General features: G+C 35.3%; 29 protein-coding genes and 1 riboswitch. Of the genes, 9 read left to right on the forward strand and 20 right to left on the reverse strand.

The annotated features are described in order from the left end of the window. Window positions 1-25: 25 nt before the first annotated feature. Window positions 26-880 carry a GNAT family N-acetyltransferase gene (locus tag Q3V31_RS22710; RefSeq protein WP_329767251.1) on the reverse strand — a complete coding sequence of 285 codons (855 nt, stop codon included), beginning with the start codon at window positions 878-880 and terminating at the stop codon, window positions 26-28. Window positions 881-1,073: 193 nt separating this feature from the next. After that, window positions 1,074-1,255, forward strand: a riboswitch (Lysine riboswitch). 146 nt (window positions 1,256-1,401) lie between these two features. Here Q3V31_RS22710 and Q3V31_RS22715 point away from each other — a divergent pair. The 4 genes from Q3V31_RS22715 to Q3V31_RS22730 all read left to right on the forward strand — a co-directional run bounded on the left by Q3V31_RS22715 (window position 1,402) and on the right by Q3V31_RS22730 (window position 5,342). Beyond that, window positions 1,402-2,826, forward strand: coding sequence for an amino acid permease (locus Q3V31_RS22715; protein WP_001186323.1), 1,425 nt, complete (start codon window positions 1,402-1,404; stop codon window positions 2,824-2,826). A gap of 60 nt (window positions 2,827-2,886) precedes the next feature. Continuing rightward, window positions 2,887-4,086, forward strand: coding sequence for an ABC transporter permease (locus Q3V31_RS22720; RefSeq protein ID WP_090813995.1), 1,200 nt, complete (start codon window positions 2,887-2,889; stop codon window positions 4,084-4,086). A 282-nt stretch (window positions 4,087-4,368) separates the two neighbouring features. Next, window positions 4,369-4,884, forward strand: a complete 516-nt coding sequence (locus Q3V31_RS22725) for a type 1 glutamine amidotransferase domain-containing protein (RefSeq protein ID WP_000037545.1) — start codon at window positions 4,369-4,371, stop codon at window positions 4,882-4,884. 254 nt (window positions 4,885-5,138) lie between these two features. Then, on the forward strand, window positions 5,139-5,342 hold the full coding sequence (locus Q3V31_RS22730; RefSeq protein ID WP_016089175.1) for a hypothetical protein: 204 nt from the start codon (window positions 5,139-5,141) through the stop codon (window positions 5,340-5,342). 46 nt (window positions 5,343-5,388) lie between these two features. Here the strand turns inward: Q3V31_RS22730 and Q3V31_RS22735 are convergent, their stop codons facing one another. After that, entirely contained in the window at window positions 5,389-6,651 is a 1,263-nt protein-coding gene (locus tag Q3V31_RS22735; protein WP_000508229.1) for an MDR family MFS transporter, read from the reverse strand. Window positions 6,652-6,756: 105 nt separating this feature from the next. Here Q3V31_RS22735 and Q3V31_RS22740 point away from each other — a divergent pair, with 105 nt between their 5' ends. Continuing rightward, window positions 6,757-8,496, forward strand: a complete 1,740-nt coding sequence (locus Q3V31_RS22740; protein WP_329767252.1) for an SgrR family transcriptional regulator — start codon at window positions 6,757-6,759, stop codon at window positions 8,494-8,496. 31 nt (window positions 8,497-8,527) lie between these two features. Next, window positions 8,528-9,046, forward strand: coding sequence for a general stress protein (locus Q3V31_RS22745; protein WP_329767253.1), 519 nt, complete (start codon window positions 8,528-8,530; stop codon window positions 9,044-9,046). 54 nt (window positions 9,047-9,100) lie between these two features. Here Q3V31_RS22745 and Q3V31_RS22750 read toward each other — a convergent pair whose 3' ends face one another. Then, window positions 9,101-9,649: an NAD(P)H-dependent oxidoreductase gene (locus tag Q3V31_RS22750; protein ID WP_044738395.1), complete on the reverse strand. Its 549-nt coding sequence runs from the start codon at window positions 9,647-9,649 to the stop codon at window positions 9,101-9,103. 23 nt (window positions 9,650-9,672) lie between these two features. Further along, a complete protein-coding gene (locus Q3V31_RS22755) occupies window positions 9,673-10,212 on the reverse strand; it encodes an ester cyclase (protein WP_329767254.1) in 540 nt (179 codons plus the stop codon). A gap of 166 nt (window positions 10,213-10,378) precedes the next feature. Here Q3V31_RS22755 and Q3V31_RS22760 point away from each other — a divergent pair, with 166 nt between their 5' ends. Beyond that, window positions 10,379-10,717: a winged helix-turn-helix transcriptional regulator gene (locus Q3V31_RS22760; RefSeq protein ID WP_098323135.1), complete on the forward strand. Its 339-nt coding sequence runs from the start codon at window positions 10,379-10,381 to the stop codon at window positions 10,715-10,717. Between the two features lie 33 nt (window positions 10,718-10,750). Here the strand turns inward: Q3V31_RS22760 and Q3V31_RS22765 are convergent, their stop codons facing one another. From Q3V31_RS22765 to Q3V31_RS22785, 5 genes are all read right to left on the reverse strand, one after another. After that, the gene (locus tag Q3V31_RS22765) at window positions 10,751-11,953 is read right to left on the reverse strand and encodes an MFS transporter (RefSeq protein WP_329767255.1); all 1,203 of its coding nucleotides are present in this window, start codon (window positions 11,951-11,953) and stop codon (window positions 10,751-10,753) included. Window positions 11,954-12,164: 211 nt separating this feature from the next. Next, window positions 12,165-12,743 carry a TetR/AcrR family transcriptional regulator gene (locus Q3V31_RS22770; RefSeq protein ID WP_002100298.1) on the reverse strand — a complete coding sequence of 193 codons (579 nt, stop codon included), beginning with the start codon at window positions 12,741-12,743 and terminating at the stop codon, window positions 12,165-12,167. Window positions 12,744-12,881: 138 nt separating this feature from the next. Then, window positions 12,882-13,196 carry a DMT family transporter gene (locus Q3V31_RS22775; protein ID WP_000539703.1) on the reverse strand — a complete coding sequence of 105 codons (315 nt, stop codon included), beginning with the start codon at window positions 13,194-13,196 and terminating at the stop codon, window positions 12,882-12,884. Between the two features lie 2 nt (window positions 13,197-13,198). Next, window positions 13,199-13,555, reverse strand: a complete 357-nt coding sequence (locus Q3V31_RS22780; protein ID WP_000790622.1) for a DMT family transporter — start codon at window positions 13,553-13,555, stop codon at window positions 13,199-13,201. A gap of 566 nt (window positions 13,556-14,121) precedes the next feature. Beyond that, window positions 14,122-14,481, reverse strand: a complete 360-nt coding sequence (locus tag Q3V31_RS22785; protein ID WP_000288072.1) for a MerR family transcriptional regulator — start codon at window positions 14,479-14,481, stop codon at window positions 14,122-14,124. Window positions 14,482-14,621: 140 nt separating this feature from the next. On the opposite strand from Q3V31_RS22785, the gene Q3V31_RS22790 reads away from it, so the two are divergent. Beyond that, on the forward strand, window positions 14,622-15,392 hold the full coding sequence (locus Q3V31_RS22790; RefSeq protein WP_329767256.1) for an SDR family NAD(P)-dependent oxidoreductase: 771 nt from the start codon (window positions 14,622-14,624) through the stop codon (window positions 15,390-15,392). Window positions 15,393-15,470: 78 nt separating this feature from the next. Here the strand turns inward: Q3V31_RS22790 and Q3V31_RS22795 are convergent, their stop codons facing one another. After that, window positions 15,471-15,926 carry an N-acetyltransferase gene (locus Q3V31_RS22795; RefSeq protein WP_000689145.1) on the reverse strand — a complete coding sequence of 152 codons (456 nt, stop codon included), beginning with the start codon at window positions 15,924-15,926 and terminating at the stop codon, window positions 15,471-15,473. Window positions 15,927-16,054: 128 nt separating this feature from the next. Further along, on the reverse strand, window positions 16,055-16,549 hold the full coding sequence (locus Q3V31_RS22800; RefSeq protein ID WP_000446106.1) for an Lrp/AsnC family transcriptional regulator: 495 nt from the start codon (window positions 16,547-16,549) through the stop codon (window positions 16,055-16,057). Between the two features lie 204 nt (window positions 16,550-16,753). Here Q3V31_RS22800 and Q3V31_RS22805 point away from each other — a divergent pair, with 204 nt between their 5' ends. After that, a complete protein-coding gene (locus Q3V31_RS22805) occupies window positions 16,754-17,665 on the forward strand; it encodes a DMT family transporter (protein ID WP_001146284.1) in 912 nt (303 codons plus the stop codon). A gap of 32 nt (window positions 17,666-17,697) precedes the next feature. Here Q3V31_RS22805 and Q3V31_RS22810 read toward each other — a convergent pair whose 3' ends face one another. From Q3V31_RS22810 to Q3V31_RS22850, 9 genes are all read right to left on the reverse strand, one after another. Next, window positions 17,698-18,180 (reverse strand): PRK06770 family protein, encoded by a 483-nt coding sequence (locus Q3V31_RS22810; protein ID WP_000758761.1) that lies wholly within the window; start codon window positions 18,178-18,180, stop codon window positions 17,698-17,700. Between the two features lie 87 nt (window positions 18,181-18,267). Continuing rightward, window positions 18,268-18,669, reverse strand: a complete 402-nt coding sequence (locus tag Q3V31_RS22815) for a nuclear transport factor 2 family protein (protein WP_071735143.1) — start codon at window positions 18,667-18,669, stop codon at window positions 18,268-18,270. 157 nt (window positions 18,670-18,826) lie between these two features. Next, window positions 18,827-19,231: a DoxX family protein gene (locus Q3V31_RS22820; RefSeq protein WP_001077751.1), complete on the reverse strand. Its 405-nt coding sequence runs from the start codon at window positions 19,229-19,231 to the stop codon at window positions 18,827-18,829. A gap of 153 nt (window positions 19,232-19,384) precedes the next feature. After that, window positions 19,385-20,458 (reverse strand): DUF871 domain-containing protein, encoded by a 1,074-nt coding sequence (locus Q3V31_RS22825; RefSeq protein ID WP_329767284.1) that lies wholly within the window; start codon window positions 20,456-20,458, stop codon window positions 19,385-19,387. Window positions 20,459-20,506: 48 nt separating this feature from the next. After that, a complete protein-coding gene (locus Q3V31_RS22830; RefSeq protein ID WP_097872502.1) occupies window positions 20,507-21,871 on the reverse strand; it encodes a PTS transporter subunit EIIC in 1,365 nt (454 codons plus the stop codon). 24 nt (window positions 21,872-21,895) lie between these two features. Further along, window positions 21,896-22,780 carry an N-acetylmuramic acid 6-phosphate etherase gene (gene murQ / locus Q3V31_RS22835; RefSeq protein ID WP_033670043.1) on the reverse strand — a complete coding sequence of 295 codons (885 nt, stop codon included), beginning with the start codon at window positions 22,778-22,780 and terminating at the stop codon, window positions 21,896-21,898. A gap of 150 nt (window positions 22,781-22,930) precedes the next feature. Further along, window positions 22,931-23,794, reverse strand: coding sequence for a MurR/RpiR family transcriptional regulator (locus Q3V31_RS22840; RefSeq protein WP_000648163.1), 864 nt, complete (start codon window positions 23,792-23,794; stop codon window positions 22,931-22,933). 17 nt (window positions 23,795-23,811) lie between these two features. Then, window positions 23,812-24,141 carry an outer surface protein gene (locus Q3V31_RS22845; RefSeq protein ID WP_329767285.1) on the reverse strand — a complete coding sequence of 110 codons (330 nt, stop codon included), beginning with the start codon at window positions 24,139-24,141 and terminating at the stop codon, window positions 23,812-23,814. Between the two features lie 126 nt (window positions 24,142-24,267). After that, window positions 24,268-25,395 (reverse strand): cation:proton antiporter, encoded by a 1,128-nt coding sequence (locus tag Q3V31_RS22850; protein WP_016128772.1) that lies wholly within the window; start codon window positions 25,393-25,395, stop codon window positions 24,268-24,270. Between the last annotated feature and the right edge of the window lie 30 nt (window positions 25,396-25,425).

A 25,425-nucleotide genomic window follows, 5' to 3' on the forward strand; every position in this document is an offset into this window, starting at 1 on the left:
TTATATGTAGCAGCTGATCTAGTATTTAGATCAGCTGCTTTTTAAATTTCCGATACACCTGCGTATTATGAAACGGCTTAAACCCTACAGATTTGTATAACCTCTCAGCACTTTCATTTCCTTCTATATAACAGAGTCTAATATCTTCATACCCGCCTTCTAACAACTTGTTCATACCAAATTGTAAAGCTTTACGCCCATATCCATTTCCTTGATGACTTTGTGCAACTATTAAATTCTCTATTGTCCCTTCCCCTACTGTAACTGATGCAACTAGCTGCTCATTTTCTAAAGCTACATACACATTACTTTCATTGTTCAATTTGTATTTCTTTATACTATCTTCCGAGGCAAGATACGGCTTCATATCATTCCTTTCATGCAATTCGTAATAACATTCCTGTACCATTGTTACAAACTGGTTAAAAAATATATCTTCATACTTAATAAACTTGAGATCGGTTTTAGGAAAACTCCCTCCCTTATATATCAATTCAAGCGATCCCCACCATCTTTCAAATCCCATTTTCTTAGCAAAACCAATACAATTTTCTGATTCTATTCTCATATAAGTGCACACAAAATCCGGTTTTATTTTAGAAATTAAATCTTCTATTGCCTTGTATAATCCAGAACCAATACCTTTCAAGCGAGAACCAGGTTCCACATACACACTTATTTGACCAATAGACTCTCCATTACTATTTGTATAAAAGGATGAATACGCGAATCCTTCAATCCCATTTTGGTTATATAAAAGAAAATGCGTGGAGTTCGATACAATATCATCTAAAGAACCTATCTCTTCTTCTGTCCCCATACTTTTTATTAAATTCAATGTCCCGATCCGATCTTCTTTTTCACTATAAGCACGTATCATTTAAACAATCCCCATTCCCATTAAAAGTAAATTCCTTATTGGAATTTATTCAATGAATCCATCTCAAACCCTCCAACCTCTCAATAACGAACTCTTCTCTATAATCTGATTATTACTATATCCATTGACGTATAAAAATACATTTGTTACTCTTAAATACGTTAATTTAATATTTAAATCCTCATTCGTATCTCGGTGAGGTAGAGGTTGCAGTCATTAAGAGTATCATTTCAGGAGATGTAGTGGCATTGATGAAGAAATGAGAAAGGAATGATTGCCGAAGTAAGTCGTGTCCACCATGCACGCTTGCTGGGTCTGCATTTAATAAGTGCAGAACTGTCACAAACGTTTCGTTTGTGGAGAGCTATCGAGAGGTATGTCGTGGGTTTCTTATAAGATAGAAAGCATGTAGCGGCAGATTACGTGCTTTTTTTGTTTTGTTTGGACCTTCTCTTCCTTATCTGGAAGACATACATATCTCCTCGCTTGACTTGGTTATACTAACTTTGGAGGTATTTTCTATGCAACAAAAAAAATGGGGCTTTTGGGTACTAACAGCTTTCGTTGTCGGTAACATGGTTGGCGCTGGTATTTTCATGGTGCCAAGTACGTTAGCACAAACAGCAAGCCCACTCGGTGTCACTTTAGCTTGGTTAACAACAGGGTTTGGTGTTTTAATGCTAGCTCTTGTTTTCGGTAATTTAGCAATTCGTCGTCCTGATTTAACAACGGGACCACAAAGTCATGCATATGCTTTATTCTCAACACCAAAAAGAAAGAAAATGGCTGGTTTCAGTATGGTATGGGGATATTGGGTTGCAAACTGGGCAAGTAACGTTGCCATCATTACATCTTTCGCGGGATATTTATCACTCTTCTTCCCGATTATGAAAGATACGCGACTATTATTTTCAATCGGCTCGTTCGATATAGAAGTTGGAAAGCTCATTACATTTACTATTTGTTCCGTCTTACTTTGGGGAACTCATTTAATATTAACAAACGGTGTAAGCGGAGCTGGGAAACTAAACTTCTTAGCAACAACAACGAAAGTAACTGGATTCCTTCTATTCATTGTCGTTACGTTATTTGCGTTCGAAGCTTCAAAGTTTGGACAATGGTACACACCGATGATCGATAAAGAAGGCGTATCACACGGTCTCCTTTCACAAGTAAATTTAGCGGCCCTTACAACGCTTTGGGCATTTATTGGGATTGAATCAGCGGTTCTTTTATCAAACCGAGCTACTTCTCCCAAAACGGTAAAACGCGCGACTGTTGCTGGTTTATTAATAACAGTTGCAATTTATTTAGGAATTACAATTTTAACAATGGGTGTACTTCACGTTGATAAATTACAAGCTTCTGAACGTCCATTAGCAGATGCATTAAACGCTGCAATGGGTCACGGGGGCGGGAAACTTATGGCATTACTTGCTCTTACTTCCCTATTCGGTTCAATATTAGGTTGGATTTTATTAAGCTCAGAAGTACCTTATCAAGCAGCAAAAGAAGGTTTCTTCCCTTCCTTCTTCGCAAAAACAAATAAAAAAGGTAGTCCAATTCATTCACTACGATTAACAAACATTATGTCGCAAGTGTTCTTATTCTCAACATTATCAGGAACAATTGCGGAAGCTTATACATTCGTTATTACCGTATCAACACTGGCCTACCTCATTCCATATCTCGTTTCACCAATCTTCCAGTTAAAACTAGTCGCAACTGGTGAAACATATAAAAATGAAATGCGGGCAAGAATTACAGATGGTATAGTCGCAGTTATCGCACTTTGCTATGCACTATGGGTTATTAAAACCGGCGCATCCGATATAAAAACGTTCCTTCTCGGAATCGGTTTATTCGCAATTGGCTTTGCTTTCTATCCATTAATGAATCGTGATCAGAAAAAAAATAACGAAAAGAAAAACGAGCAAGTTGCATAACGCAATTTGCTCGTTTTTTCTTTTATAAAACATATATAATAGAACAAAGAGGTGAAAGACATGTCAATCGAATCACTATGGAGCAGTCGCTTCCAACAACATATTCAAAATATCATTACATACTTTGCACGTATGATTAACGGTTTACTATATAGCTTCATCTTTATTTCATGCGTTGGTGCATATTATTATGCTCAATTTCTAAAAACATCTCCTTCTAAAGGAATATCTTTAATACTCATAACGACCGTTCTTACATTTATTATAATGAGATGTCCCATTCGCACATTTATTCAAAAACCGGATGCTGTCTATTTACTTGCATTAGAAGAGAAATTAACATCTTATTTTAAAAAATCTCTTCTATATAATTACATCATTCAGCTTTTCCCTTTATTATTTACGTTCCTTATTCTCGTACCGCTTGCCATGCAATCATTACAATTAACTGTACCGTTCTTATGTACAATCTTTATCGTTTTAATGATTACGAAAGCGTGGAACATATACATACACTGGATGTGGCGTGATAGTTATGAAAAAAGCATATGGTTTATCATTCGCATTGCTTGTAACGCCCTGATCATTTACATGCTGTTTTATACTGCAAATGTGATCGTATTATGCGGACTACTCTTACTTCTTGCTTTCCTGCTTCTATACACGAAGAAACAACCTACCAAACGAATACCGTGGGATTACATAATCGAACAAGAAGAAAAAATGGACGTTCGTTTCTATCAATTTGCTAGCATTTTCACCGATGTTCCGCAACTGAATAAGCAAGTAAATAAAAGAAAATGGCTTACAAATTGGATTGAACCTTTATTACATAAAAAACGAGCAACTTTCTTCTATTTACATACACTAGCATTTTTACGCGGTAATGATTATTTCGGTATATATATTCGCTTAGGGTTGATCGGTGCTTTCGCTCTATATTTCATTCCGAATATATATGTAAAAGGCGCTATCGCTTATATCGTCCTATATATGATTTCTATGCAGCTTCGTTCTCTGTGGAAATATTTTTCAGGAAATATTATTGTAGCATTATATCCAATTGATACTGAAAAACGAATGAATCAATTTCTCCGCTTAATCTTTATATTGCTAAGCATTCAACTCATTGTATTTTCAAGTATTATACTCATTGCCACAGGACAATTACTACATGCTTTGATTATTATGGTAATCGGAGTACTTTGGATCAAATTTATTATTGTACCAAAAACGAAGCAACGCGTTTCTTCGTTTTAACGAAAAGAATTATCTTAAAAGCCAAGGAGAAAATAAATTATCTCCTTGGCTTTTTTATTTTTCTTCCCCAAACAAGAATCACTGAAACAACCGATATTTTATGATTTTTACATACAAAAATGATAATACATGTTTACGTCCTAATAAAAAGGGTATTTATTAAATTAACAGGGCAAAGGAACTGGAGGGAATGAAAAAATATGAATTAAAGTTTCACTTTATAAAAGGCGTTGCTCAAGGACAATTCTGGAACCGATTATATAATATAAGGAGCTGATTGCAATGAGTAAAAAAATTGCTATTTTAATAACGGATTATTTCGAGGACACAGAATACACAGAGCCAGTAGAAGCTTTTAATCAAAAGGGATACAAATTAACAACTATTGAAATGGAAAAAGGTAAAACGGTACACGGTAAACAAGGAAAAAGTGAACTCGTGATTGATAAAAGTATTGATGATGTTTCTCCAGAGAACTTTGATGCCCTCTTTATACCAGGCGGATTTTCCCCAGATATACTTCGTGCAGATGAACGTTTTGTTCGCTTTAGCAAAGCATTTATGGATGCGAAAAAACCTGTTTTTGCTATTTGTCACGGCCCCCAATTACTCATCACTGCACAAACACTTGAAGGACGCGATGTGACTGGATATAAATCCATTGAGGTCGATTTGAAAAATGCCGGTGGAAATTTTCATGATAAAGAAGTGGTTGTATGCCAAAATCAGCTAGTAACAAGTAGACAACCAGAGGACATTCCAGCGTTTATTGAAGAATCGTTGCGTATATTAGGATAATTATTAGAGGTTAACCAATGTAGCTAAATAACTACTTTGGTTAACCTTTTTATTTGTAAAAAACAAAATTAACACCATATGAAACATTTCTTCATCTTTAATGATTTTTTGAGACAGCCTCTTTTTTCGTCCCAAAATTTCTAATCACTTTTCATAGGCAGTTCTCATATAGTGAAAATAACTATATAATTCCTATCCATAAGTTAAATCATGCTTTTACACATATATAAATACAAAAGATGGGAGCCTTATTTATGAATAACAATCCACCTTCAACGCCCCCAAATCCAACGGAAACGAATAATCGTGAAGTAAGCTTACAAACGTTACGCGTCATTGGGCTTATTGTACTGATTAGTGGCTACATATTAGTAGCACTTTCTGAAGTAGGAACGTTAAAAAACCTTTTGCTACAGCCTAGTACCACTCCAAACTTAGCTGAAGTTGATCCGTTTTAAAAATTATATAAAAAGCGAGTCCAGTTCGTTCGCTTTTTATATAGTTTTATCCAATCTGAGAAACCTCCCTCTCATCCTCATACTTCTCTTTCCCAATTGCCTTCATAAATAATAAAATACTGCTCATACCAACAATAAAGTACAGAGCACTCATGCCCCAAGATGCAATAAACGAGCCTAGCATAACACCTAATGCACCGTTCATTTTCGCCACTTGAAAGACCATTCCGTTTATCGCCATATAAGAACCTCTCGCCTCATCCGGCACCATGTCCGCCATTATAGATTGACGAACCGGCACATACATCATCTCTCCTACAGTTTGGAAAAGCCCTGCGATTAATAAGATCCATAAGCTATTGCTCGTTCCGAGTATTGTAAATCCAATTGTATAAATGAATAAGCCTACATATAAAATTTTCAAATCGTTGAAGCTTTTCAGCATTTTAATAAGAAGTGCTGAACATAACACAACCAAAATTGTATTTTCCGCCGATATCCAGCTCAGCATTCGAATACCTGTTAAATCAAACGTAAAACCATTCCCGAATAAAAAGTGCACCGTTTCAAATTCCTTCTGCAAACGTATCCCTAAATAATTATTAATTTGAAACTCTAAAGATAATGTACATATACTTGCTGCGCAAAAAATTAAAAACGCTCTATCTTTCATCACGACTTTATAACTGTCCGCCATATCTTTTAATACATTTTTCTTCTCCACCGTTTTTCGTGCGACATACACTTCTTCCATATATACAGCCATCACATATAAAGTAATAACGGCAATAACTGTTAATCCGATAAACAGCTGCAATCTATAGTTCTCAAATAGTAATCCGCCAAATATTGCTCCAATCGCAATTGATAAGTTAATAGCCCAGTAGTTAATGCTGTACATCACTTTTCGATTTTCAGGTGTACTCACATCTATTAACATCGCTTCCGTCGCTGGATTCATAAGTCCAGATCCTAAACTATTCACTAACATAAACACAAATGTTAGCCACGGTGAATCTACATAATCTGAGTTTGCAATTCCCATACAAGCAATGGAAACGACTTGTATACTTTGGCCGATAATCATTACTTTTTTACGACCGAGCCGATCTCCAACATATCCACCGTATAAACCAATTACTAATGAAGCTATTACATTAATAAGTAGTAAAGCCCCAGCCATCGCACTACCTAACTTTATTGAAAAGTAAATTGCCATAAATGGAAAAATCATTGTGGACACAGTACGTGTTAAAAACGAAGTTATAATTCTAATTTTTATATTTCGGTGCATACTCCAAAACCCCATTGTTTCCCCCTCCTTATGCTTACTTATTTTACTTTGAAAAAGAGGAAGAAAAAGGTTAGAATATTCTAAAGAGTTTCCCCTTTTATGAAAGAAGGAAGTGTATATATGAAAATTATGGACTATTACATTCGTTTAAGATTACATGCACAAGACCAACAACATATCCGAAATAGCTTACAAGAATTAGCTGATGTTTTATATTGCAGTACGAAAAACGTAAAAATTTTATTAAAGAAAATGAGCGAGGAACAATTAATTCACTGGACTCCAGGGCGAGGCCGCGGGAATAAAACGGAAATTTTATTTGCACATAGTTTCCTAGAAGCGATTGAATCCTATACAGATGAACTATTAGCGCAAGAAAAATTAAAAGATGTCTTTCTTCTTTTAAAAGAACCCCTTCCTCTTGCACTTCAAAAAAAGATAGAAAATAAACTACATCATCATTTTGGATACGAACCTTCAAATGATATGTATGACATATTAAAGATTCCTATATCAAGAAAGATATTCCCATTAGATCCGGCTTTTGTGGCTGTAACTACGGAGAGCCATCTTACGAGTCAAATTTTTGACACGTTAGTCGTTTATAACGATGTTACTGAAAAAATGGAGCCACACATTGCACATACGTGGGAATTAAGTGCAGACGGGCTTACGTGGACCTTTTATTTACGAAAAGATATATATTTTCATAACGAAACAGTTTTAACTTCTAAAGATGTACAATTTTCATTTGAACGATTAAAGCAAGTTCACTCTCCTTTCGAATGGTTAACAGAAGAAATTGTTCAAATTGAAACACCATCACCACTGCAAATTCGATTCCATTTAGCAAAACCCAACTTATTTTTCTTACACTATGTGAGTTCCATGCAACTAGCTATTTTGCCACATGATGCAGTCATTCAAAATCATCATTATGTAGGTACTGGACCTTTCAAACTTGCTCATTACTCTGAAGACAATATCGTACTCGAAGCGTTCAACCATTATTTTAAAGAGCGCGCGTTATTAGACCGTATTGAATTTTGGGGTATTCCTGATCATGTGCAAATAGATGCTGATTATGAACTGCCAAATGAAAAGGAAAATGAAAGGCATGATATACAAATAGAAGAAATAGGTTGTATTTATGCTGGCTTCAACTTTACAAAACCTGGTCCTCATCACGACATTCACTTTCGAAAAGCTTGGAGAGAACTATATGACGTTGAAACGATACTTCATAGCATAGAGGGTAGACGAACAATTGCTGCATCAAGCTTTTTCCCTGAACGAAGTCGCCAAGCTTCTAAAAGATCTTACTCTTTAGAAAAGGCGAGAGAGTATTTAAAAAAGAGCACCTATAACGGAGAAACGATACATATTTATTTCTTCGCCTTTAAAGATAGTGCAAATGACGCACATTTCCTAAAGGAACGCTGCGGACAATTAGGAATACACGTAGAACTTCACCCATTTCTCGTTTCAGATTATATGGATCGTTCTATCGATAAACATGCCGATATTATTTTCATGGGGGAAGTATTTGCTGCTGATCATGAACTTGCATTTTTAAATGTATTTAAAAATAAAAGTTGTTTCGTAAATCGGTTCATGGACCCACACTATGCAAAACAAATTAATTGTTTACTTGATACCTTTTTATTAGAAGAAAATAAAGAAAAACGGTATAAGCTCATGTATGAAATTGAAGAGTTTTTACAAGTGGATCACATCATTTTATTTAACTATCACGTTCTAAAAAGAAAAACATATCCTTCTTCTTTAAAAAATGTAACAATTGATTCATTCGGTTGGGCAAATTTTGCGAAGTTATGGATACAGCCATCTACGTTTTAAAATGTGAGTCTCTATAAAAAGGAGAAAAACCATGAAACGCACTCTAGAAAAAAGACTTTCCTATCTATACACAGGTGAGTTATTTTCAGTCATTACTTTTATTTTCACAAGTTACTTACTTAATTATGCTTATCCTACGTTACATTTATATTCCCTATATTCTTTCTGGGTCGCATTTCTTCTTTTAGAGTTTATCTTATTACAAGGAATAATTTACTGGTACGTAAAGTGGAAACGACTAAAAAAAGAGAAAACATCTGTTACGCCTATTAGGTTGATTCAATATTTAAAAATACTTAAAAAGATAAATATAGCATTACTTATCACGGGATTTATTACGTTTACTATTGATTTTGTAATATGGTATCCCCACTTACCTTTAGGCGGGGTATCATTCCCTCTATTTATTTATATTTTTGCATTACTTGAGTACATTAACTATTTTCATACTCAGCTTTCATACGATAACATCTCTGATATTAAACATTTAATCAAATCAAAAAAACTAAAACAGTCCTGTATAAGTAAAGACTTTCAACGTATTTCATGAAAGAGAAGGTACTACATCCTTAGTAGTACCTTCTTCACATACAGATACAAACTATTATTTAATTACTCCATCTAAGTGATCTTTCAAGTTCAATAAAAATTGCTCAATTGTAGGATTCTTCACCACATCATAACAAGCAAAACTCTTTAACGGACTCATGCCAAGAAACTTCTGCGCACGATGTAAATGACTAAGTGCTGATTCTAAACTTTCTCCTTCAAAGAACTTCGTCTTATCTCCGAATGCTTTTTCAGGTGCGTTCCAAGTTGTAGAAAACATATACTGCTTCTCTTTTAATAAACCGCCTGTTCCATATTCATCTGCACCTTTAAAGAACAAGCCATATTCATACACTTCATCCATATACGTTTTAAATAATCCAGGAACACTAAACCAATAAATTGGTGTTTGATAAATTACAACATCGGCCCATAAAAACTTCTCTTGTTCGTCCTTAATACTATATCCATCTTGAATCGTTGTTGTTTTCACATGATGATTCTCACTTAATACAGTTACCATATAATCAACTAACGTTCTATTTAATCGTCCTTCTTTCGTACCGTATTTTTCATGTCCATTTATAATCAATATATTTTTCATCACTTTTCTCTCCCCTATATGATCTATTCTTCAGCTATTAAGCCCAGTTGCTGCTTCAGCGTAAGATTATCTTCTAAATGCCAATCTTCCGTTATCTTGCCGTCCTTCACATGCAAAATATCAATTGCAAAAAAATTGATTTTCTTATCATTATGAGTTCCTGTAAAGGAAAGACGAGCCGTTACTTTATCACCAGCAACTAATAGATCTTCAATCTCGCAATGTATATCAGGAACGACTTTGCGAAAATTTTGTGCTGCAAACTTTAATCCTTCAGTGCCTTGTGGTCGCCCTTTCGGCAGTGTATTATCGAAAAAATTTTCCGTAACAGTCTGCGGAATAAGCTCCTCTTTACCTGTATCCCAAAATGCATAAAAACGCTGCGCTGCATGAACTCTTTCTGTCGCTTCCTTTTTATTTAGTGAAGGATCAATTGTCATTGCTTTTGGCTTCGGCATTTCCTTTAATAACTGAATTTCAGTTTTTTGCTCACCACTACATGCTACAAGCACAATACAAATGACAAAAAAACTAAAGAACCCAAACAACTTTTTTATACTCATGGAAATCACCTCCTCATACAAACCCTTTGTATTTCGTATTGCTATTGTATATGCACTAACTTCCTTTATGGAAGTAGTGATATTTTTTTCATATAGTTACCAAAAGTATAGTTTTGTGATACTATAAAGCAAATTCATTCAAAAAATTTTTATGGAGGCTATTTCCATGACCAATATAGATCCAGTTGTATTAACAAAAGGTTTACCAGGCATACCTTGTCCTATCGCTAAAACACTTGACGTAATTAGTACAAAATGGACGTTTTTAATTATTCGCGACCTTCTTATCGAAGGAACATTACGCTTTAGTGATTTACAAAAATCAATGGACGGGATTAGTCCGAAAACATTATCACTTCGCCTAAAAGAATTGGAAGCACAAGAAATTATAACGAGAAAAGTATATCCAGAAGTTCCGCCTCGTGTAGAGTACACTTTAACGGATAAAGGAAAGCAATTAGAGGGGATTTTTATTGAATTAAAGCGGTTTGGATTAAGTTTATAAAACAAAAACCCCTTACCGTCGTAAGGGGTTTTATTACTTCGCAAAACTTTGAGCTAGCTGTTTCTCTCTCCACATAAATGTAATGCCGAGACCAACTATTAAAACAACACCTGAAAATGCATATGGATAATTAATGTTTATATCAAATAATATTCCGCCCATCGCTGGTCCTGCGATATTTCCTAAACTCGTATAAGTCGAGTTCATACCAGCAACGAATCCTTGCTCTTTTCCAGCTGCTTTTGATAAAAACGTCGTTAAAGCTGGACGAAGTAAATCAAATGCTAGGAAAATGAAGCAAGTAACGAGAAGTACAATCCAATAATTAAAGACTACAGTTGAAACGAATGCTAATACTGCACCTACAATTAAACATATTTGAATTAACACTTTTTCACCGAACATGTCGACCAATTTGCCAAACATAAATACTTGCACAACTACTCCAAAGATGGAGCTAATCGTAATAATTGCAGCAATATCTTTCGGTGTGAAACCAAACTTATGATCAGAAAACAGACTAAACACAGTTTCATATGCCGATAATCCGAATGCGAGTACAAATACAATAATAAATGCGATTGCATACATTGGATGTAATGATTTCTTTAAATCCCCAATAAAGCTTGATTCCTTCGTATTAGCAGAAATCTCTGCAAGCTCTTCTTTCGTTAACGGCTCTTTCAAAATAAAGATGGAAATTATACATGCTATAAAGGCAATTGCTGCTGCAACGAAAAACGGCACACGTATACCGTATTCTGCAATAAACCCGCCGATTCCAGGCCCTATAATAAATCCAGTGCTGATAGCTGCTGAAAGATAGCCCATCGCCTTTGGACGTTCCTGAATAGATGTAATATCCGCAACATATGCCGTAACACCCGGCATAATAAACGCAGCACTAATTCCGCCTAACACCCGTGCTGCATAAAGCATCCACACATCTTTTCCTAATCCAAAAAGAAGTTCTGAAACACCAAAAATAAATAATCCAATGATGATCATTTTCTTCCTACCGTAAAGGTCGACCCACCGGCCTGTAATAGGTGACGTAATGAGCTGAGCCATTGCAAATACTGCAACGAGATAGCCCATCGTCTTTCCTGTTAAATTCATATCATTCATAAAGGATGGCATAACCGGAATAATTAACCCAATCCCTAAAAAAGCGATAAATATATTACTCAAAAGAATGATCAATACCATCTTTTGTTCTTTTATCGGTTTCTTCAATTTTTAACACCTCTTCCCGTAAGTTCCTCTCAAAAAATAATGCCCAAGAAGCTTTTTCTTTATCCTGCTATTTGTGGGCTCATACTGAGTAAAGATCCCCCACTCATTAGAATTTCACTCTATCCTTCCACACATACATAAATACAGGGTGAATGACTATCATTCAGTTTTTCGCAGAAATGAACCTACCTTTTCAGACAGGTTCACCTTACTACTTCTTTATATGTAGTGCATGTGTTAAAAAATCTAGTACTTCTGCCTTTTGTAGCTCAACTTGCTCATCATCTTTATGATCATATAAATAAACTTGTTCCGCTGCTGATTCAACAAGAGCGATAAATAACTTCGCTGTTCGCTCTGCGTGAACCGAATCACGAATTTCACCTGATTCTTTTGCCTCACTTAAAAAGTCACTTAGCCATATATAAAGAGGCTCATATACAGCTTCCCATTCTTTTATATGTTCAGTTGATGCAAGGCCCGCATACATTAATGCTTGTATTTCACGATATTCAGCTATAAAGTTAAATACCGCATCTATTACTTGCTCAACTTTACTTGAAAAAGGTGCATCGTTCTGTACTTTTTCTTTCACTGCAAGTATCATCTTCTCAACCATCACTTCTGCTATTGCAGGCATAACAGATAACTTAGAAGGAAAATATAAATAGAAAGTTCCTTGTGCAATGCCAGCCAATTTCACGATGTCAGAAATCTTCGTTTTTTCAACGCCTTTTTCCTGAAACACTTCAATAGCTGCATAGACAATTTTTTCTTTTTTATTCATCATCTAAACCCTTTCACACGCGTATTGAATGACTGTCACTCATTTTATAAAATAACTAGCTGTACTGTCAATTATCGTGTACTTTTCATAATAAAAATCTCCCAACAAATCGTTAGGAGATTTAACTTTAATATCCTTTTCTTATGAAAGAGCCTTTAATCCCGTAACTCCACATACGATAAGAGCTACGCTAATCAAACGTGCCTTACTTTTCGATTCACCAAACAGAAACATATTTAATAAAACAGCTCCTGCTGTTCCAATGCCAATCCAAACCGCATAAGCTACACTTACTTGTAAGAACAAGAAAGATGTGTATAAGAATGCAAAGGAAATTGCAAATCCACCTATATAAATCGCTCCATTTGTTAACGTCTTATCTTTACTATACATTTTAAGGCCTATCACACCGACTATTTCACTAATTGCGGCACAAAATACGAAAATCCAACCCATTTTTAAGCAGCTCCTTTCACAATTTCTTCCGCGGTTTCTTCTTTATTATCAGCCAGTTTTAAACCGATAACACCCGCTACGACCATCACGATAAAGAATAGTTTCCCTACACTGAAACTGCCGCCGAAAAGGAATACATCCATTAGGAAAGTACCTACCGTACCAGCTCCGGCAAACACAGCATATACAGTCCCTGTTGCAAGATGTTCGCACGCTTTAGAAAGAAAATGAAAATCAACAGCAATAACTCCTACAATAATGACCCAATGCCACCAAGTATGAGCTGTATTAAAACCGAACACCCAAAATATTTCAAAGATACATGTTAATATCACATATAACCAAGCTTTATTTTTCATACTTACCACCTCTTATGACTGACTATCAGTCATTTTCGTTTTAAAAAAAATATACTCTTCAATCACTACTATATAAAAGCAACTATCATCCTCATTTATCATTTATTTCATTACATAGCTAACTAAATTCAAAAATTATTTAATGTACTTTTAACATCCTTAATCAATGAATTATCGTCTTCCCTAACCTTCTTGTATGCATCCAAAAATATATTATCAGCACCCTTTCAAAAGTTAAAATGACTGAATGTCATTCATTACTATTGTATGTGAACAATTCACAATATGTCAACTGTAAATTTTCATACTGAATATGGACCGCCACATAATAAAAAACGAAACGAAATACATTTAGGAAAAAATTTCATTTCTACCTGTATATTTCTCAATAATCTGTTAATAATAAGAGTAACATAATATTTTCTCCATTCCCCCTTGGAGATCCCTTAAATAGAGTAGTTAGCTTTTGCTAACTGCTCTTTTTTATTTGTCGGCACACTATGGTGAAATACCCATAGATCAGACCCATTTTTCATCACATAACAAGGAACAGAGTGTTTTTTAATCTATTTATTTTTCAACGAGTCTTTGTATGCAATAATTTTATTTTCGAGCATCTTCTCCGTAATTTCTAAGTTTTCTCTTTGAGTTCGAATAGATTTTTTATGATTTTCTAACAGTTGTAAACGATCTTCGGTTGTATGCTCCCCTTCTGTATATAATCTAGCGTATTCTCTTATTTTCGCTATCGGCATTTGCGTTTGTTTTAACTTCATTACAAACTGCAACCACTTTATATGTGATTCTTCATACAGTCGATTCCCATTTGTATCGCGATTTGCAATTAATATGTTCTCTTTTTCATAATAACGTAATGTATGTGTGCTCACTCCTAATAATTTAGCTACCTCGCTAATTGTGTACATACTCATACTCCCTCCACATGCCATTTACCATCATATATTTGACTGCTTTATTAAATGTATAAAAAACATTTGACTTAGAGTATACTCTAACAAATAAAATCTAACCATACTAAATTAATTTGAACTTAGGGGGATTTTATATGAAATATACTGTTATTACTGGTGCTAGTTCCGGAATTGGCTATGAATCGGCTTTAGCCTTTGCATCTCGCGGAAAAAATTTAATACTTGTAGCTCGAAGACAAGAAGAATTAGACGGATTAAAATTAAAAATTAACGAAATGCATCCAGAGTTGGATGTTGTCATTCGAAGAACTGATTTATCCGTCACTGAAAATGTTTATAAACTTTATGAAAGCCTACAAACTTTTCAAATTGAAACGTGGATTAACAACGCAGGTTTTGGGAATTTCGCCTCAATTGCTGAACAAAATTTAAATAAAATAGAAACAATGTTGCATGTAAATATAGAAGCACTAACAATACTCTCTTCCCTTTTCGTTCGGGATTATTCAATGGTTGATGGAACACAGCTTATTAACGTTTCATCAGGCGGTGGATATACGATTGTTGCTGATGCTGTTACGTATTGCGCTACAAAATTCTATGTAAGTGCATTTACAGAAGGATTATCTCACGAACTGAAAGAACAAGGTGCAAAATTACAAGCAAAAGTTTTAGCTCCTGCTGCAACTGAAACAGAGTTCGCGAAACGCTCATTTGATATTGATGAATTCCAATACGATAATGTTGTACCGAAATTCCACACTGCAAAACAAATGGCACAATTTATGCTCGACCTTTATGATAGCGATAAAGTTGTAGGGCTTGTCGATGGTTCTACGTATAACTTTGAGCTTAGAGATCCGCTTTATAATTTTGCAGTAAGACAAACGAATTCAAATTCTTAACAACATCTCATTTCTGAATAAAATATAGATACCCACTATTTCTTAAATAATAGTGGGCCTTTTTTCTCTCTAAAAATTTCACCCAACATACCGTATCATCGCCACCTCATCACAATAATCAACTTTGGGGCAATGTCTACAATCAATCCACACTTTTTCTGGTAATGCTTCTCTATTCACAAAATCAAACCCGCACTTTTGAAAAAATTCCGTTTCATATGTTAAAGAAATTACCCTGTTCACTTTTATCTTTTCCGCCTCATTCATTACATGATTTACTAACTTACGCCCTATCCCTTTTCCTGCATATGTATGCGAAACTACTAACGATCGTACCTCTGCAAGATCCTCTCCTAACACATGTAAACCAGCAACTCCAACGATTTCCTCTCCTTCTTTCATAACATATAAACATTGTAAATATTGATAGAGAGATAAAAGAGAACGCGGTAAAACCACTCCCTCTTTTGCATAAGCTTCAATGAGACTATAAATTTCTTTCACATCACTCGTAACCGCATTAAAGATTTTCATATTATATCCCCTTGCCCCCGATATTAATATTCATAACTCGAACTGTATTTTAATACATAATTTTATATAATAATACATCTCTCCTTTCTCCCCGTCAATCACTTTATACAAACAAAAAACCAAGCAATCTAATCGATGCTCGGTTCCTCATTTCGTATCGGTAATACTGTCGAATATTTAATTTCACGAAGTGCTAAACTCGTCTGTATCCGTGTAATACCAAGCTTATTCAGCTTTCTAATAAACTGCTCCAGTTCTTTACGATCACGATTTGCAACCTTTAATAAATAATCATACTCTCCTGTTAAACAGTGACATTCTAACACTTCTGGCATCGCTTCTAATTCTTTTTCCAACACTTCCAGCTTATCTGATTGATGAATATTCGTACTCATAAAAATGAAGCATAGTAAATCAAAACCAAGCTTTTCTTGATTTAAAATTGCTACTTGCTTATCAATAAAACCTTCCCCATCTAACCTTTTTATTCTTGCATGCATAGCAGCCGGTGATAAATTAACGCGCCGTGCAAGCTCTGCGTTACTTACTTGTGATTCCTTCTGCAATATATCTAAAATTTGTACATCTAAATCATCTAACACTTTAATAACAGATGACTCCATCAAAATTCCCCCTTTTTATTACCGATGATTATTCGAAAAAACACCTCACACCTTACATAAAGCTGAACGTTTTTCTGTAAATCGTATTTACAACAAAATATTTTATTGATTTTTAACCATTATACAAAAGAATATATTACAAAATAAAGAAAAATGCTAAAATTATTTACAATTCATATTAATTACGGCAAAGGGGATTTTTGTATGCCTTATTTTTACGTCTTTTTACTATTATTAACGAGCTTACTATGGGGAGGAAATTTCGTCGTTGGGAAATCGCTCGTTGATCATGCATCACCAATGACACTGACAAGTTTAAGATGGATGATTGCGATTGTTTGTTTATTACCGATGGTATGGTTTAAAGAAAAAAAAATCGTTCCGCCTCGTGCTGCAATACTTCCGTTAATACTTATGGGCATTTCAGGCGTTGCTCTGTTTAACATTTTTCAATTTTTAGCACTTGAAAAAACATCCGCAACGAATGTAGGACTTATTTCTACATTAAACGCGATCTCAATTGCACTATTTTCATCTTTATTTTTAAAAGAAAAAGTAAATACGCTTCAAATTTTATCAATGATTCTTTCTTTCTTCGGGGTTATTCTCGTCCTTTTAAAAGGAAATTTCGCACTTTTATTTTCACTACATTTTAATAGCGGAGATTTATGGATGATTGCGGCAGTTTGTATTTGGGGAATCTATTCTGTTTGTAGTAAATGGGCTACAAAAACAACTACACCACTCATGGCAACATTATATTCTGGTATTTTCGGCGTTATTTTATTACTGCCATTTAACATAGGTAGCTTCACTGTTTCCAATATTAATTCTTCTTTCATTACATCACTTTTATATACAGGATTAATATCAACAGTACTTTGTATGGTGTTTTGGAATATTGGCGTACAAAAATTAGGAGCTACAACATCAGGTATTTTTCTAAACTTCAATCCCATTTTTACAGCGATTTTAGCATTTATTTTCCTTGGAGAAGAATTAACATGGATTCAAATTTTCGGTACAATTATCGTCGTGACAGGATGTTATTTATTTTCTCATTTCAAAACCGTTGCTATTCAGCCAACTAGAGCTTTAATGCGAAAACATTCTTAATCAAAAACATCGCCACCAAAGTGGCGATGTTTTTATTTACCTTTCATTTCTTTCACATACTGCTTTTCTTCTTCTGGCGATAAACGTTCTGTTGCTTTTCCAGTATCACCACCTTGAATTTCCCACAAAAAGTTATGCTCCTCAACCGTTTGTGAAAAATCCCCTTTCTCCCAGCGTTCCAACGTAGAAAGTAGCTTTGATTTATATTTGAAATTTGTACTGCTTTCTACTGCGTTCTTCGCGATACGAATTTCCTTATTTGTCATTTCAATAAATCCCCATTTTTCAGAGGACTTCACTTTTTGATGTACCATCCTATGCATTGTAGAAATAATTTCATCTTCACTAGCTTGTGGCTTCTCTTCCTTAACTTTCTTCTCCTGTTGCCCCATTACTTTTTGTTCTTTAAGACTCTTCTCTTCTTCCTCTATATAATTAAGAAGTTTCGTAACACCGAATACAGCTCCTATCGCAATTACAATCATTGTAATTGTCCCTATTATCCATTTTTTCATATTATGTACTCCCCATTCCCCTAATAATTACATAAACAAATGGAATCGCCTGCGCACAGCCGATTCCATTTGTTTCCTTATTTCATTTTAAACCTTCATCGCTTCTCGTACAATAAAACTATCCACATATTGCTTTAATTTTACAATTTTTTCATTTTTAAGCTGCCATACATGAACGAATTCTGCTTCAAACGATTTTCCCGTTTCTTTATAAACTCCTGAATAAACCCCTTCAGCAATAATTACATCTTTTTCGTTTACTTCATGGTACGTATTTACACTCGCTTTATAGTTATCCCACTCTGATCCTAAACGGCTAAATACATTTTCTATTATAGCTTCTACACCTATATACGTTCCGCCATAAGGAAAACCTTCTGCCTCTGTCCATTCTACTTTTTCAGAGAGGGCTTCCGCTAAATGTTTTGCATTCGAAGAAGCTGATCCTTCATATGTGCTTCGAATAATTTCTAAATTTGATTTAGGCATAGTACTTCCTCCCTCGTTTATTTATTCTTTACACAAGTTGTAACTAATTTAGTTACAACTTGTGTAAAAAAATATTCAAATTATTTTATTCTTAATTCAGTTATTGTAACCATTATAGTTACAATAACTATTTAAGTCAACAATTTATAAATAAAATTTACTTCGTTTTCATTACTTTCTCTTTTAAGAAACGATCTACATATCCTTCTGCTTTTACAACGAATAAATACGCACCCATTGATAATAATGCAAGATCTAATTCATATCCTGGATTCTTTCCATCTCCTAATAATCCTGCTGCTCCATTTACCTTTACGATAGCTCCAGCTAAAATAAGAGCGAATAACAATCCTACATATCTTACGCCTAAACCGATAATTAATAATATACCACCTACTAATTCAACTGTCGCTACGCCATATGCAAGACCACCTGGTAATCCGATGCTTGTAAACCATCCTGCTACGTTATCTATACCTGATTGAAACTTTGCTAAACCGTGTGCAAAGAACGTTACTCCTAACACGATACGAATAATTAAATTCCCAATATATTGATTCATTTTGAACTCCCCTTTTTTGTTTTGTTATGGTGAACATTTATTCACAAGACAAAACAATACGGTATTTCTTTTCATTCGTCAAATGCTTTTTTTAAAGAAAACAAAAAACATTATCCGTTTTACGAATAATGTTTTTTATAAAATAGCGCTAATTCAAGCTTTTACTCTATCACACAGAAAAAGTTGAAACTTTTTTCCAGCACCAATATAAGGCAATAACAGCACGTCCTCTTCCACAACCATTCCAACAACATTCACTTTCTCATCTACAGGTAAATCATTTACAACAATTTGCATTTCTCCAGCATATCTACCGTACAATTCATTATCAATTGTAATGCTGCCTTTCTTTCTTACAATGGTCTGCATCGGCTGTAATACGACTTTAGTTTCCTCTCGTGATTCTACAGAACGAATGACATCACGAGCTGGATCTAGTCTATTTGTATGCACTTGTTCTACCATTTCTAATACTTCTCTTTCCTTGATCAATGGTTCATATCGCACTGGAATAATTCCTCTACTCGCACTCGCTATTTCTTGTACACTTTCTAGACTTCCGCTTATATCCCCGATTAACACCTTATCGACACCACAATCTTGCACAAGTTCTAAATACGCTTCAAGCGGCCGCATATAGCGGTGTTCTTCTAATGTCGGTAAACCTTCATATAATGGACCGCGTTTTTCACCATCTCCCGGAATAAATGCCATCGTTTTTATTCCGCACTCATGTAAGTATTGGTTTTGTTTTTGTAAGAAGGACTTGGCTAGTCCTGTTTCTGGGCGCGGGTAAAAATTATGCCACGCTTCTACACAATCTACTCGGATATTTTCCGTAAGTAACTCTCTCCAAAATGATTCTGTAATCGTACTCGCATTTAAAGCTACTTTCATCTTATGGGATACGCGTGCAATTTCTTTCGGCGTGATGCCATAATCCATGCGTAAACCAGTAATACCCCACTCTACTAACTCTTCCACATTTTCGTACGTCATCCCTAAATGATGTAACGATTTTGGAGAAACATCGACCATTAATTCCATTTCATTTTCGAGAGCTTGTTTCCCAAGTATTTGAATTAACTCTTTATACGTATTTGGATCATCTTCTGGAATGTGCAATGATGTAAAAATAGATGAAAACCCGTTTTTCTTCGCTACTTTTAGCCACTCTTCTTGCTTCTTTACTCGTTCTTTTGAAAGATAAATTGAAACTCCTATCATATGAATCTCCCTTTCTATGAATAAAAAAAGAGAAAGGAATCCCTTTCTCTATATGTTTTCTGCCATTTCTTCTTTAAAGCCAAAGAAGTACGTAAAGATGAAACCGAAAGTATATGCAACTACTAACCCAAGGAAATATAATAAATATTTATTATCAGCAATTAACGGAATTAATGATAATCCTGATACACCGATTCCAAGTGCAGCTGTTTTCATAACTGCTTGGAATGCACCGCCAACTGCTGCACCGAGACAAGCAGTAAGAAACGGTTTCCCAAGTGGTAATGTAACCCCGTATAATAAAGGTTCGCCAATTCCTAAAAAGCCAACTGGTAATGCACCTTTAATTACGTTACGAAGTCGTTTGTTTTTAGTTTTTACAAAAATAGCAATCGCTGCGCCTACTTGCCCAGCTCCAGCCATTGCTAGTACTGGTAATAAAGGTGTTACGTGCGTTTGATTAATAAATTCCATATGAATTGGTGTTAAACCGTGATGTAATCCGACCATAACGAGAGGTAAAAATGTTCCAGCAAGCACCGCTCCCGCAAACGCTCCGCCAATACTTAAAATACCATTAATTCCGCTTGTAATTCCTTCAGATAAGAAACCTGCTACCGGCTGAATTGCTAACATCGTTACGATACTTACCACTAACACAGTAATAAGCGGTGTCACGATAATATCAACTGCATTTGGTACAGCTTTTCGAACTTGTCTTTCCACTACAACCATAAGCCATGCTGCAAAAATAACTGCAAATAATCCGCCCCGTCCGGGTACTAGCGCTTCACCGAATAATTTTACAGTCGCCATCGCCGGGTTAAAAATTAAAATACCAGCAATTGCCCCAAGAACTGGTGTCCCGCCAAATTCTTTCGCTGTATTCCAGCCGACTAAAATGCCTAAGAATGTAAAGATACCGCCACCAATCAGTAGTAGCATTTGTAGCCACGTTGCATTCGGATCGGCACCTGCATTTTTCGCAAAGTTAGCAACCCCATTTATAATTCCTGACGCAACAAGCCCCGGAATTAACGGAATGAAAATACTTCCTATTTTTCTTAAAAAGTTTTTCACTGGTGTATTATTTTTCTTCTTAATCTCTGACTTCATCTCTTGCCCAAGATCTTCAAGGTGATGATCTGCCACCTCACCAATTCGCAGGCCTGTTAAAACTTCCATTTCAGCTGCTACTTTATTTACTGTCCCTGGTCCAACAACAACTTGAAGCGTCTCATCTTCAATAACGCCCATAACCCCTTCAACCTTTTTCAAAAGTTCCATATTCACTTTACTTTCATCATGAAGCGTTAATCGCAGTCTCGTCATACAATGAGCAATGCCACGAATATTTTTTACTCCCCCAAGTTGCTCTGAAATCTCTTTGGCCATTCTCTCTTCTTTCTTCATAATAGAATCCCCCTCCCTATTATTTTATAGTGCCTTCTTCACAAACCCTTTCGCTTCTTTTAATTTCTCCAGTGCTTCCCCATACTCACACTGCAATAACACCATAACAATCGCAGCTTTCACATTACGTTCTGCTTTTTCATAATACTCCGCTGCTACTTCATAACTAACCCCTGTTGCTTCCACAATAATTCGTTTTGATCGTTCTACTAACTTTTCATTTGTAGATTGAACATCTACCATTAAGTTTTTATATACTTTCCCAACACCAATCATAGAAGCTGTTGAAATCATATTGAGTACTAATTTTTGCGCTGTACCAGCCTTCAAACGCGTTGAGCCTGTTAAAATTTCTGCGCCTGTTTCTACTTCCACATTTAGTTTTGCATATTTACTTATTTCAGCATTTTTATTACAAGAAATACTCGCCGTGCTCGCTCCCACGCTAGCCGCGTACTTCAAACCGCCAATTACATAAGGAGTTCGACCACTTGCCGCAATTCCAATCACTGTATCTTTCTCATTTAATCCAATACTCTTTAAATCTTCTTCTGCTAACTCTTCACGGTCTTCGGCACCTTCCACCGCTTTAGTAAACGCTTTCAAACCACCTGCTATAAATCCTTGTACCATTTTATCATCTGTTCCAAATGTCGGCGGACATTCCACCGCGTCTAAAATACCTAAACGGCCACTCGTACCAGCCCCAATGTAAATTAATCGGCCCTCATCTTCAAAGGATTTAATGACAGCCCCTACAATCTTTGCAATTTCTTCTATTTCATTTTCAACTGCTAACGCAACAGTTCGATCTTCTTGATTCATACTTTGTAAAACTTCTTTTATGCTCATCTCATCTAAATTCATCGTCTTCTCATTACGATGTTCTGTCGATAAATTTTCTAACATATTACCACCCACTTTGAAATTTAATTTCATACTTTTATGATAACTTTAAGAAATTTAAAATCAACATTACTTTATTATTTTATGAAATTTTATTTCTTTTCATGACGAATTTATGTCAGTATGCAAAAAAAGATGGGTTTCCCCATCTTCTCATTTTAACTTCCGTAACCGTAGAGCTTCTTCTCTTGTCTCCATAAATTGATCCAACACTTTATTACCAATACGATTAAAAGTAATCACATATAAAGCATCAATCATATTCAGTTGCGTCATTCTTGAAGCAATACTTGCAATACGATGATCTTGCTCTACATCCGGCATACAAAGACGAATATCCGCTTCTTTATATAAAGGTGATGATTGGTCAAGCTTTGTAATCGCAATAACTGTTGCACCTTGTCTCTTCGCATATTGCGCCATTTCAAGTACATCTTTCGTACGACCAGATGTTGAAATCGCAACAAATATATCGCCTTCTTTTAAATTCGTCACAAGCGGCAACATCATATGAAAATCAGATAGCATCATCGCTGTAAATCCGAGCCTTGTAAATTTATAAGCCCCATCCATCGCCGGAGTAGCTGATCCGCCTACTCCATAAAATATAATTTTATCTGCATTTACAATACGATCTGCCGCTTTCTCAAGTTCCTTTTTATCTATCGCAGTAACGCTCGCCTCAATTGCAGCTTTATTCACATACGTAACTTTATTAAACAAGTCGTACGGTCCATCTTCCGTATTCATCACTGAAAAATCATTAATATTATAATCAGCAATTGTTAATTCACGAACGAGCGCTATTTTAAATGCTTTAAAGCTCCCAATACCAATCGATTTACAAAAGCGAACAACACTCGCCTCACTTGCGCCTGCATTCGTTGACACTTCTTTCGTCGTTAAGTTCGGAACAATCTCTGCATTCTCCATTATGTACATGGCAACCTTCTTTTCAGCTGGTGAAAATTGATCCATATTACTTTCAATTTTAAATAGTAATGTTGAAGCTTTCACTATTTAACCTCCACTTCTTACGGTTGCGTATATTCTCTAATATCATTTACATCATATAGATAAAAACCATCATTACCAGGTGGGTGGTGAACAATTACAGTTCGATTCTCTTTTTTATATGACGTTATTTCACCTTCAGATCGCTGTTTTTCCCATCCATGCATCCAAATTGCAAAGTCAGGTACAAAAGCAGTGTACTTATAGTCTTTCAGGTTTTCGTCTTCTACATAGGAAGAAAAAATAGAAACTGGAAAATCTTTCACTTTTGATTCTTTCCATGCGGTAAATGGTATACATAATGCAATAAGTATGATTACACCGATAACCTTCCCCTTTGTAATCCTCACACTTTTTCTCCCCCTCGACTTATCATATACGTAGATTTTACCATAATTACAACCTATTCACGCTATATGACTATTGCTTTTTTCCAATAAAAAAGAGCTTATCTACATCAGATAAGCCCTTCCTCTCTATACAAAATACTTCTTCAAAAGCGGAGGCGTAATAATTGTCGTCAATATAACAACAATAACAATCGCTGTGAAATTTTCTTTCGCTAATAAATTCGCCGCAAGTCCATTCGCTGCGATGATAAGCGCCACTTCTCCGCGCGAAACCATCCCCGCACCGATACTAATAGAAGATTGTAAGTTAAATCCTGTCAGTCTTGCACCTAAACCTGATCCGATTAACTTTGTGAATATCGCAATAAGCGTCATGATGATAATGAACCAAAGTTGGCTTCCGATACCTTGAAATGTAATTTCCATTCCAATACTTACGAAGAACACCGGTACAAATATCGCATAAGCAATCGGTTCAATTTTATGTTCTACTTCGTGCTTATACTCTGTTTGAGAAATGGCAATTCCAGCTGCAAATGCTCCAATAATACCTGCAATCCCCATCATTTCACTGTAATAAGAAAATGAGAAACAAATAATAAGAGCTGCACTAATTAATGCTTCTGTTACGCGAAGTGGTACGAGCATTTTCATAATCCATGGAACAACTTTCCAAGAGATGAAAACAATACTTACAAAAAAGATGATTTTCTTTGCAATGACAAGCGTTACATTTACATCTTGTGTACCTAAAAAACTCATCACAAATGCTAATAAAATAACGACAATTACATCATCAAATACAGCTGCCCCTAAAATTGTCGTACTTTCTCTCGTATTCATTTTCCCTAAATCTCTTAGTGTTTGAACAGAAATACTAACCGAAGTGGCACAAAGTAATAACCCTAAAAAGATCGCATGCGACTGTAACATTCCAAACGCAAGTCCTGCTAAATACCCACCAAGGAATGGGAAAATAATTCCTCCCATCGCTACTGCGAATGCAGATTTCAAATTCCGATTTAACTCTTCTAAATCCGTTTCAAGCCCTGCCATAAACATAAGTAGTAAAACACCAATCTCACTCAGTTCATCAATCAATTCAGAACTATTAATAATACCTAGCACAGCCGGACCAATAATAATACCAACAATTAATTTACCAAGTACAGAAGGCTGTCCCAGTCTCACGCTCATATCACCAGCTAATTTCGTACAAAGTAAAATGACGACAAGTTCAAAATAAAATAACATAGCATCTTCTCCTACTTTATAAAGTGAAAC

The organism is Bacillus nitratireducens (assembly GCF_036320425.1).
GTDB classification, from domain to species: Bacteria; Bacillota; Bacilli; order Bacillales; family Bacillaceae_G; genus Bacillus_A; species Bacillus_A nitratireducens.

Bases quoted from the DNA above. Each gene is read 5' to 3' on its own strand.
- Q3V31_RS22810 (WP_000758761.1), bottom strand. From the start codon at position 18,180: ATGAAAAAATGGATAATAGGGACAATTACAATGATTGTAATTGCGATA.
- Q3V31_RS22725 (WP_000037545.1), top strand. From the start codon at position 4,369: ATGAGTAAAAAAATTGCTATTTTAATAACGGATTATTTCGAGGACACA.
- Q3V31_RS22785 (WP_000288072.1), bottom strand. From the start codon at position 14,481: ATGTACACAATTAGCGAGGTAGCTAAATTATTAGGAGTGAGCACACAT.
- Q3V31_RS22720 (WP_090813995.1), top strand. From the start codon at position 2,887: ATGTCAATCGAATCACTATGGAGCAGTCGCTTCCAACAACATATTCAA.
- Q3V31_RS22805 (WP_001146284.1), top strand. From the start codon at position 16,754: ATGCCTTATTTTTACGTCTTTTTACTATTATTAACGAGCTTACTATGG.
- Q3V31_RS22710 (WP_329767251.1), bottom strand. From the start codon at position 880: ATGATACGTGCTTATAGTGAAAAAGAAGATCGGATCGGGACATTGAAT.
- Q3V31_RS22740 (WP_329767252.1), top strand. From the start codon at position 6,757: ATGAAAATTATGGACTATTACATTCGTTTAAGATTACATGCACAAGAC.
- Q3V31_RS22760 (WP_098323135.1), top strand. From the start codon at position 10,379: ATGACCAATATAGATCCAGTTGTATTAACAAAAGGTTTACCAGGCATA.
- Q3V31_RS22775 (WP_000539703.1), bottom strand. From the start codon at position 13,196: ATGGGTTGGATTTTCGTATTTTGTGCCGCAATTAGTGAAATAGTCGGT.
- Q3V31_RS22795 (WP_000689145.1), bottom strand. From the start codon at position 15,926: ATGAAAATCTTTAATGCGGTTACGAGTGATGTGAAAGAAATTTATAGT.
- Q3V31_RS22830 (WP_097872502.1), bottom strand. From the start codon at position 21,871: ATGAAGAAAGAAGAGAGAATGGCCAAAGAGATTTCAGAGCAACTTGGG.
- Q3V31_RS22820 (WP_001077751.1), bottom strand. From the start codon at position 19,231: ATGAATCAATATATTGGGAATTTAATTATTCGTATCGTGTTAGGAGTA.
- Q3V31_RS22780 (WP_000790622.1), bottom strand. From the start codon at position 13,555: ATGAAAAATAAAGCTTGGTTATATGTGATATTAACATGTATCTTTGAA.
- Q3V31_RS22800 (WP_000446106.1), bottom strand. From the start codon at position 16,549: ATGGAGTCATCTGTTATTAAAGTGTTAGATGATTTAGATGTACAAATT.
- Q3V31_RS22850 (WP_016128772.1), bottom strand. From the start codon at position 25,395: ATGTTATTTTATTTTGAACTTGTCGTCATTTTACTTTGTACGAAATTA.
- Q3V31_RS22825 (WP_329767284.1), bottom strand. From the start codon at position 20,458: ATGATAGGAGTTTCAATTTATCTTTCAAAAGAACGAGTAAAGAAGCAA.
- Q3V31_RS22715 (WP_001186323.1), top strand. From the start codon at position 1,402: ATGCAACAAAAAAAATGGGGCTTTTGGGTACTAACAGCTTTCGTTGTC.
- Q3V31_RS22790 (WP_329767256.1), top strand. From the start codon at position 14,622: ATGAAATATACTGTTATTACTGGTGCTAGTTCCGGAATTGGCTATGAA.
- Q3V31_RS22745 (WP_329767253.1), top strand. From the start codon at position 8,528: ATGAAACGCACTCTAGAAAAAAGACTTTCCTATCTATACACAGGTGAG.
- murQ (WP_033670043.1), bottom strand. From the start codon at position 22,780: ATGTTAGAAAATTTATCGACAGAACATCGTAATGAGAAGACGATGAAT.
- Q3V31_RS22735 (WP_000508229.1), bottom strand. From the start codon at position 6,651: ATGGGGTTTTGGAGTATGCACCGAAATATAAAAATTAGAATTATAACT.
- Q3V31_RS22730 (WP_016089175.1), top strand. From the start codon at position 5,139: ATGAATAACAATCCACCTTCAACGCCCCCAAATCCAACGGAAACGAAT.
- Q3V31_RS22750 (WP_044738395.1), bottom strand. From the start codon at position 9,649: ATGAAAAATATATTGATTATAAATGGACATGAAAAATACGGTACGAAA.
- Q3V31_RS22815 (WP_071735143.1), bottom strand. From the start codon at position 18,669: ATGCCTAAATCAAATTTAGAAATTATTCGAAGCACATATGAAGGATCA.
- Q3V31_RS22755 (WP_329767254.1), bottom strand. From the start codon at position 10,212: ATGAGTATAAAAAAGTTGTTTGGGTTCTTTAGTTTTTTTGTCATTTGT.
- Q3V31_RS22770 (WP_002100298.1), bottom strand. From the start codon at position 12,743: ATGATGAATAAAAAAGAAAAAATTGTCTATGCAGCTATTGAAGTGTTT.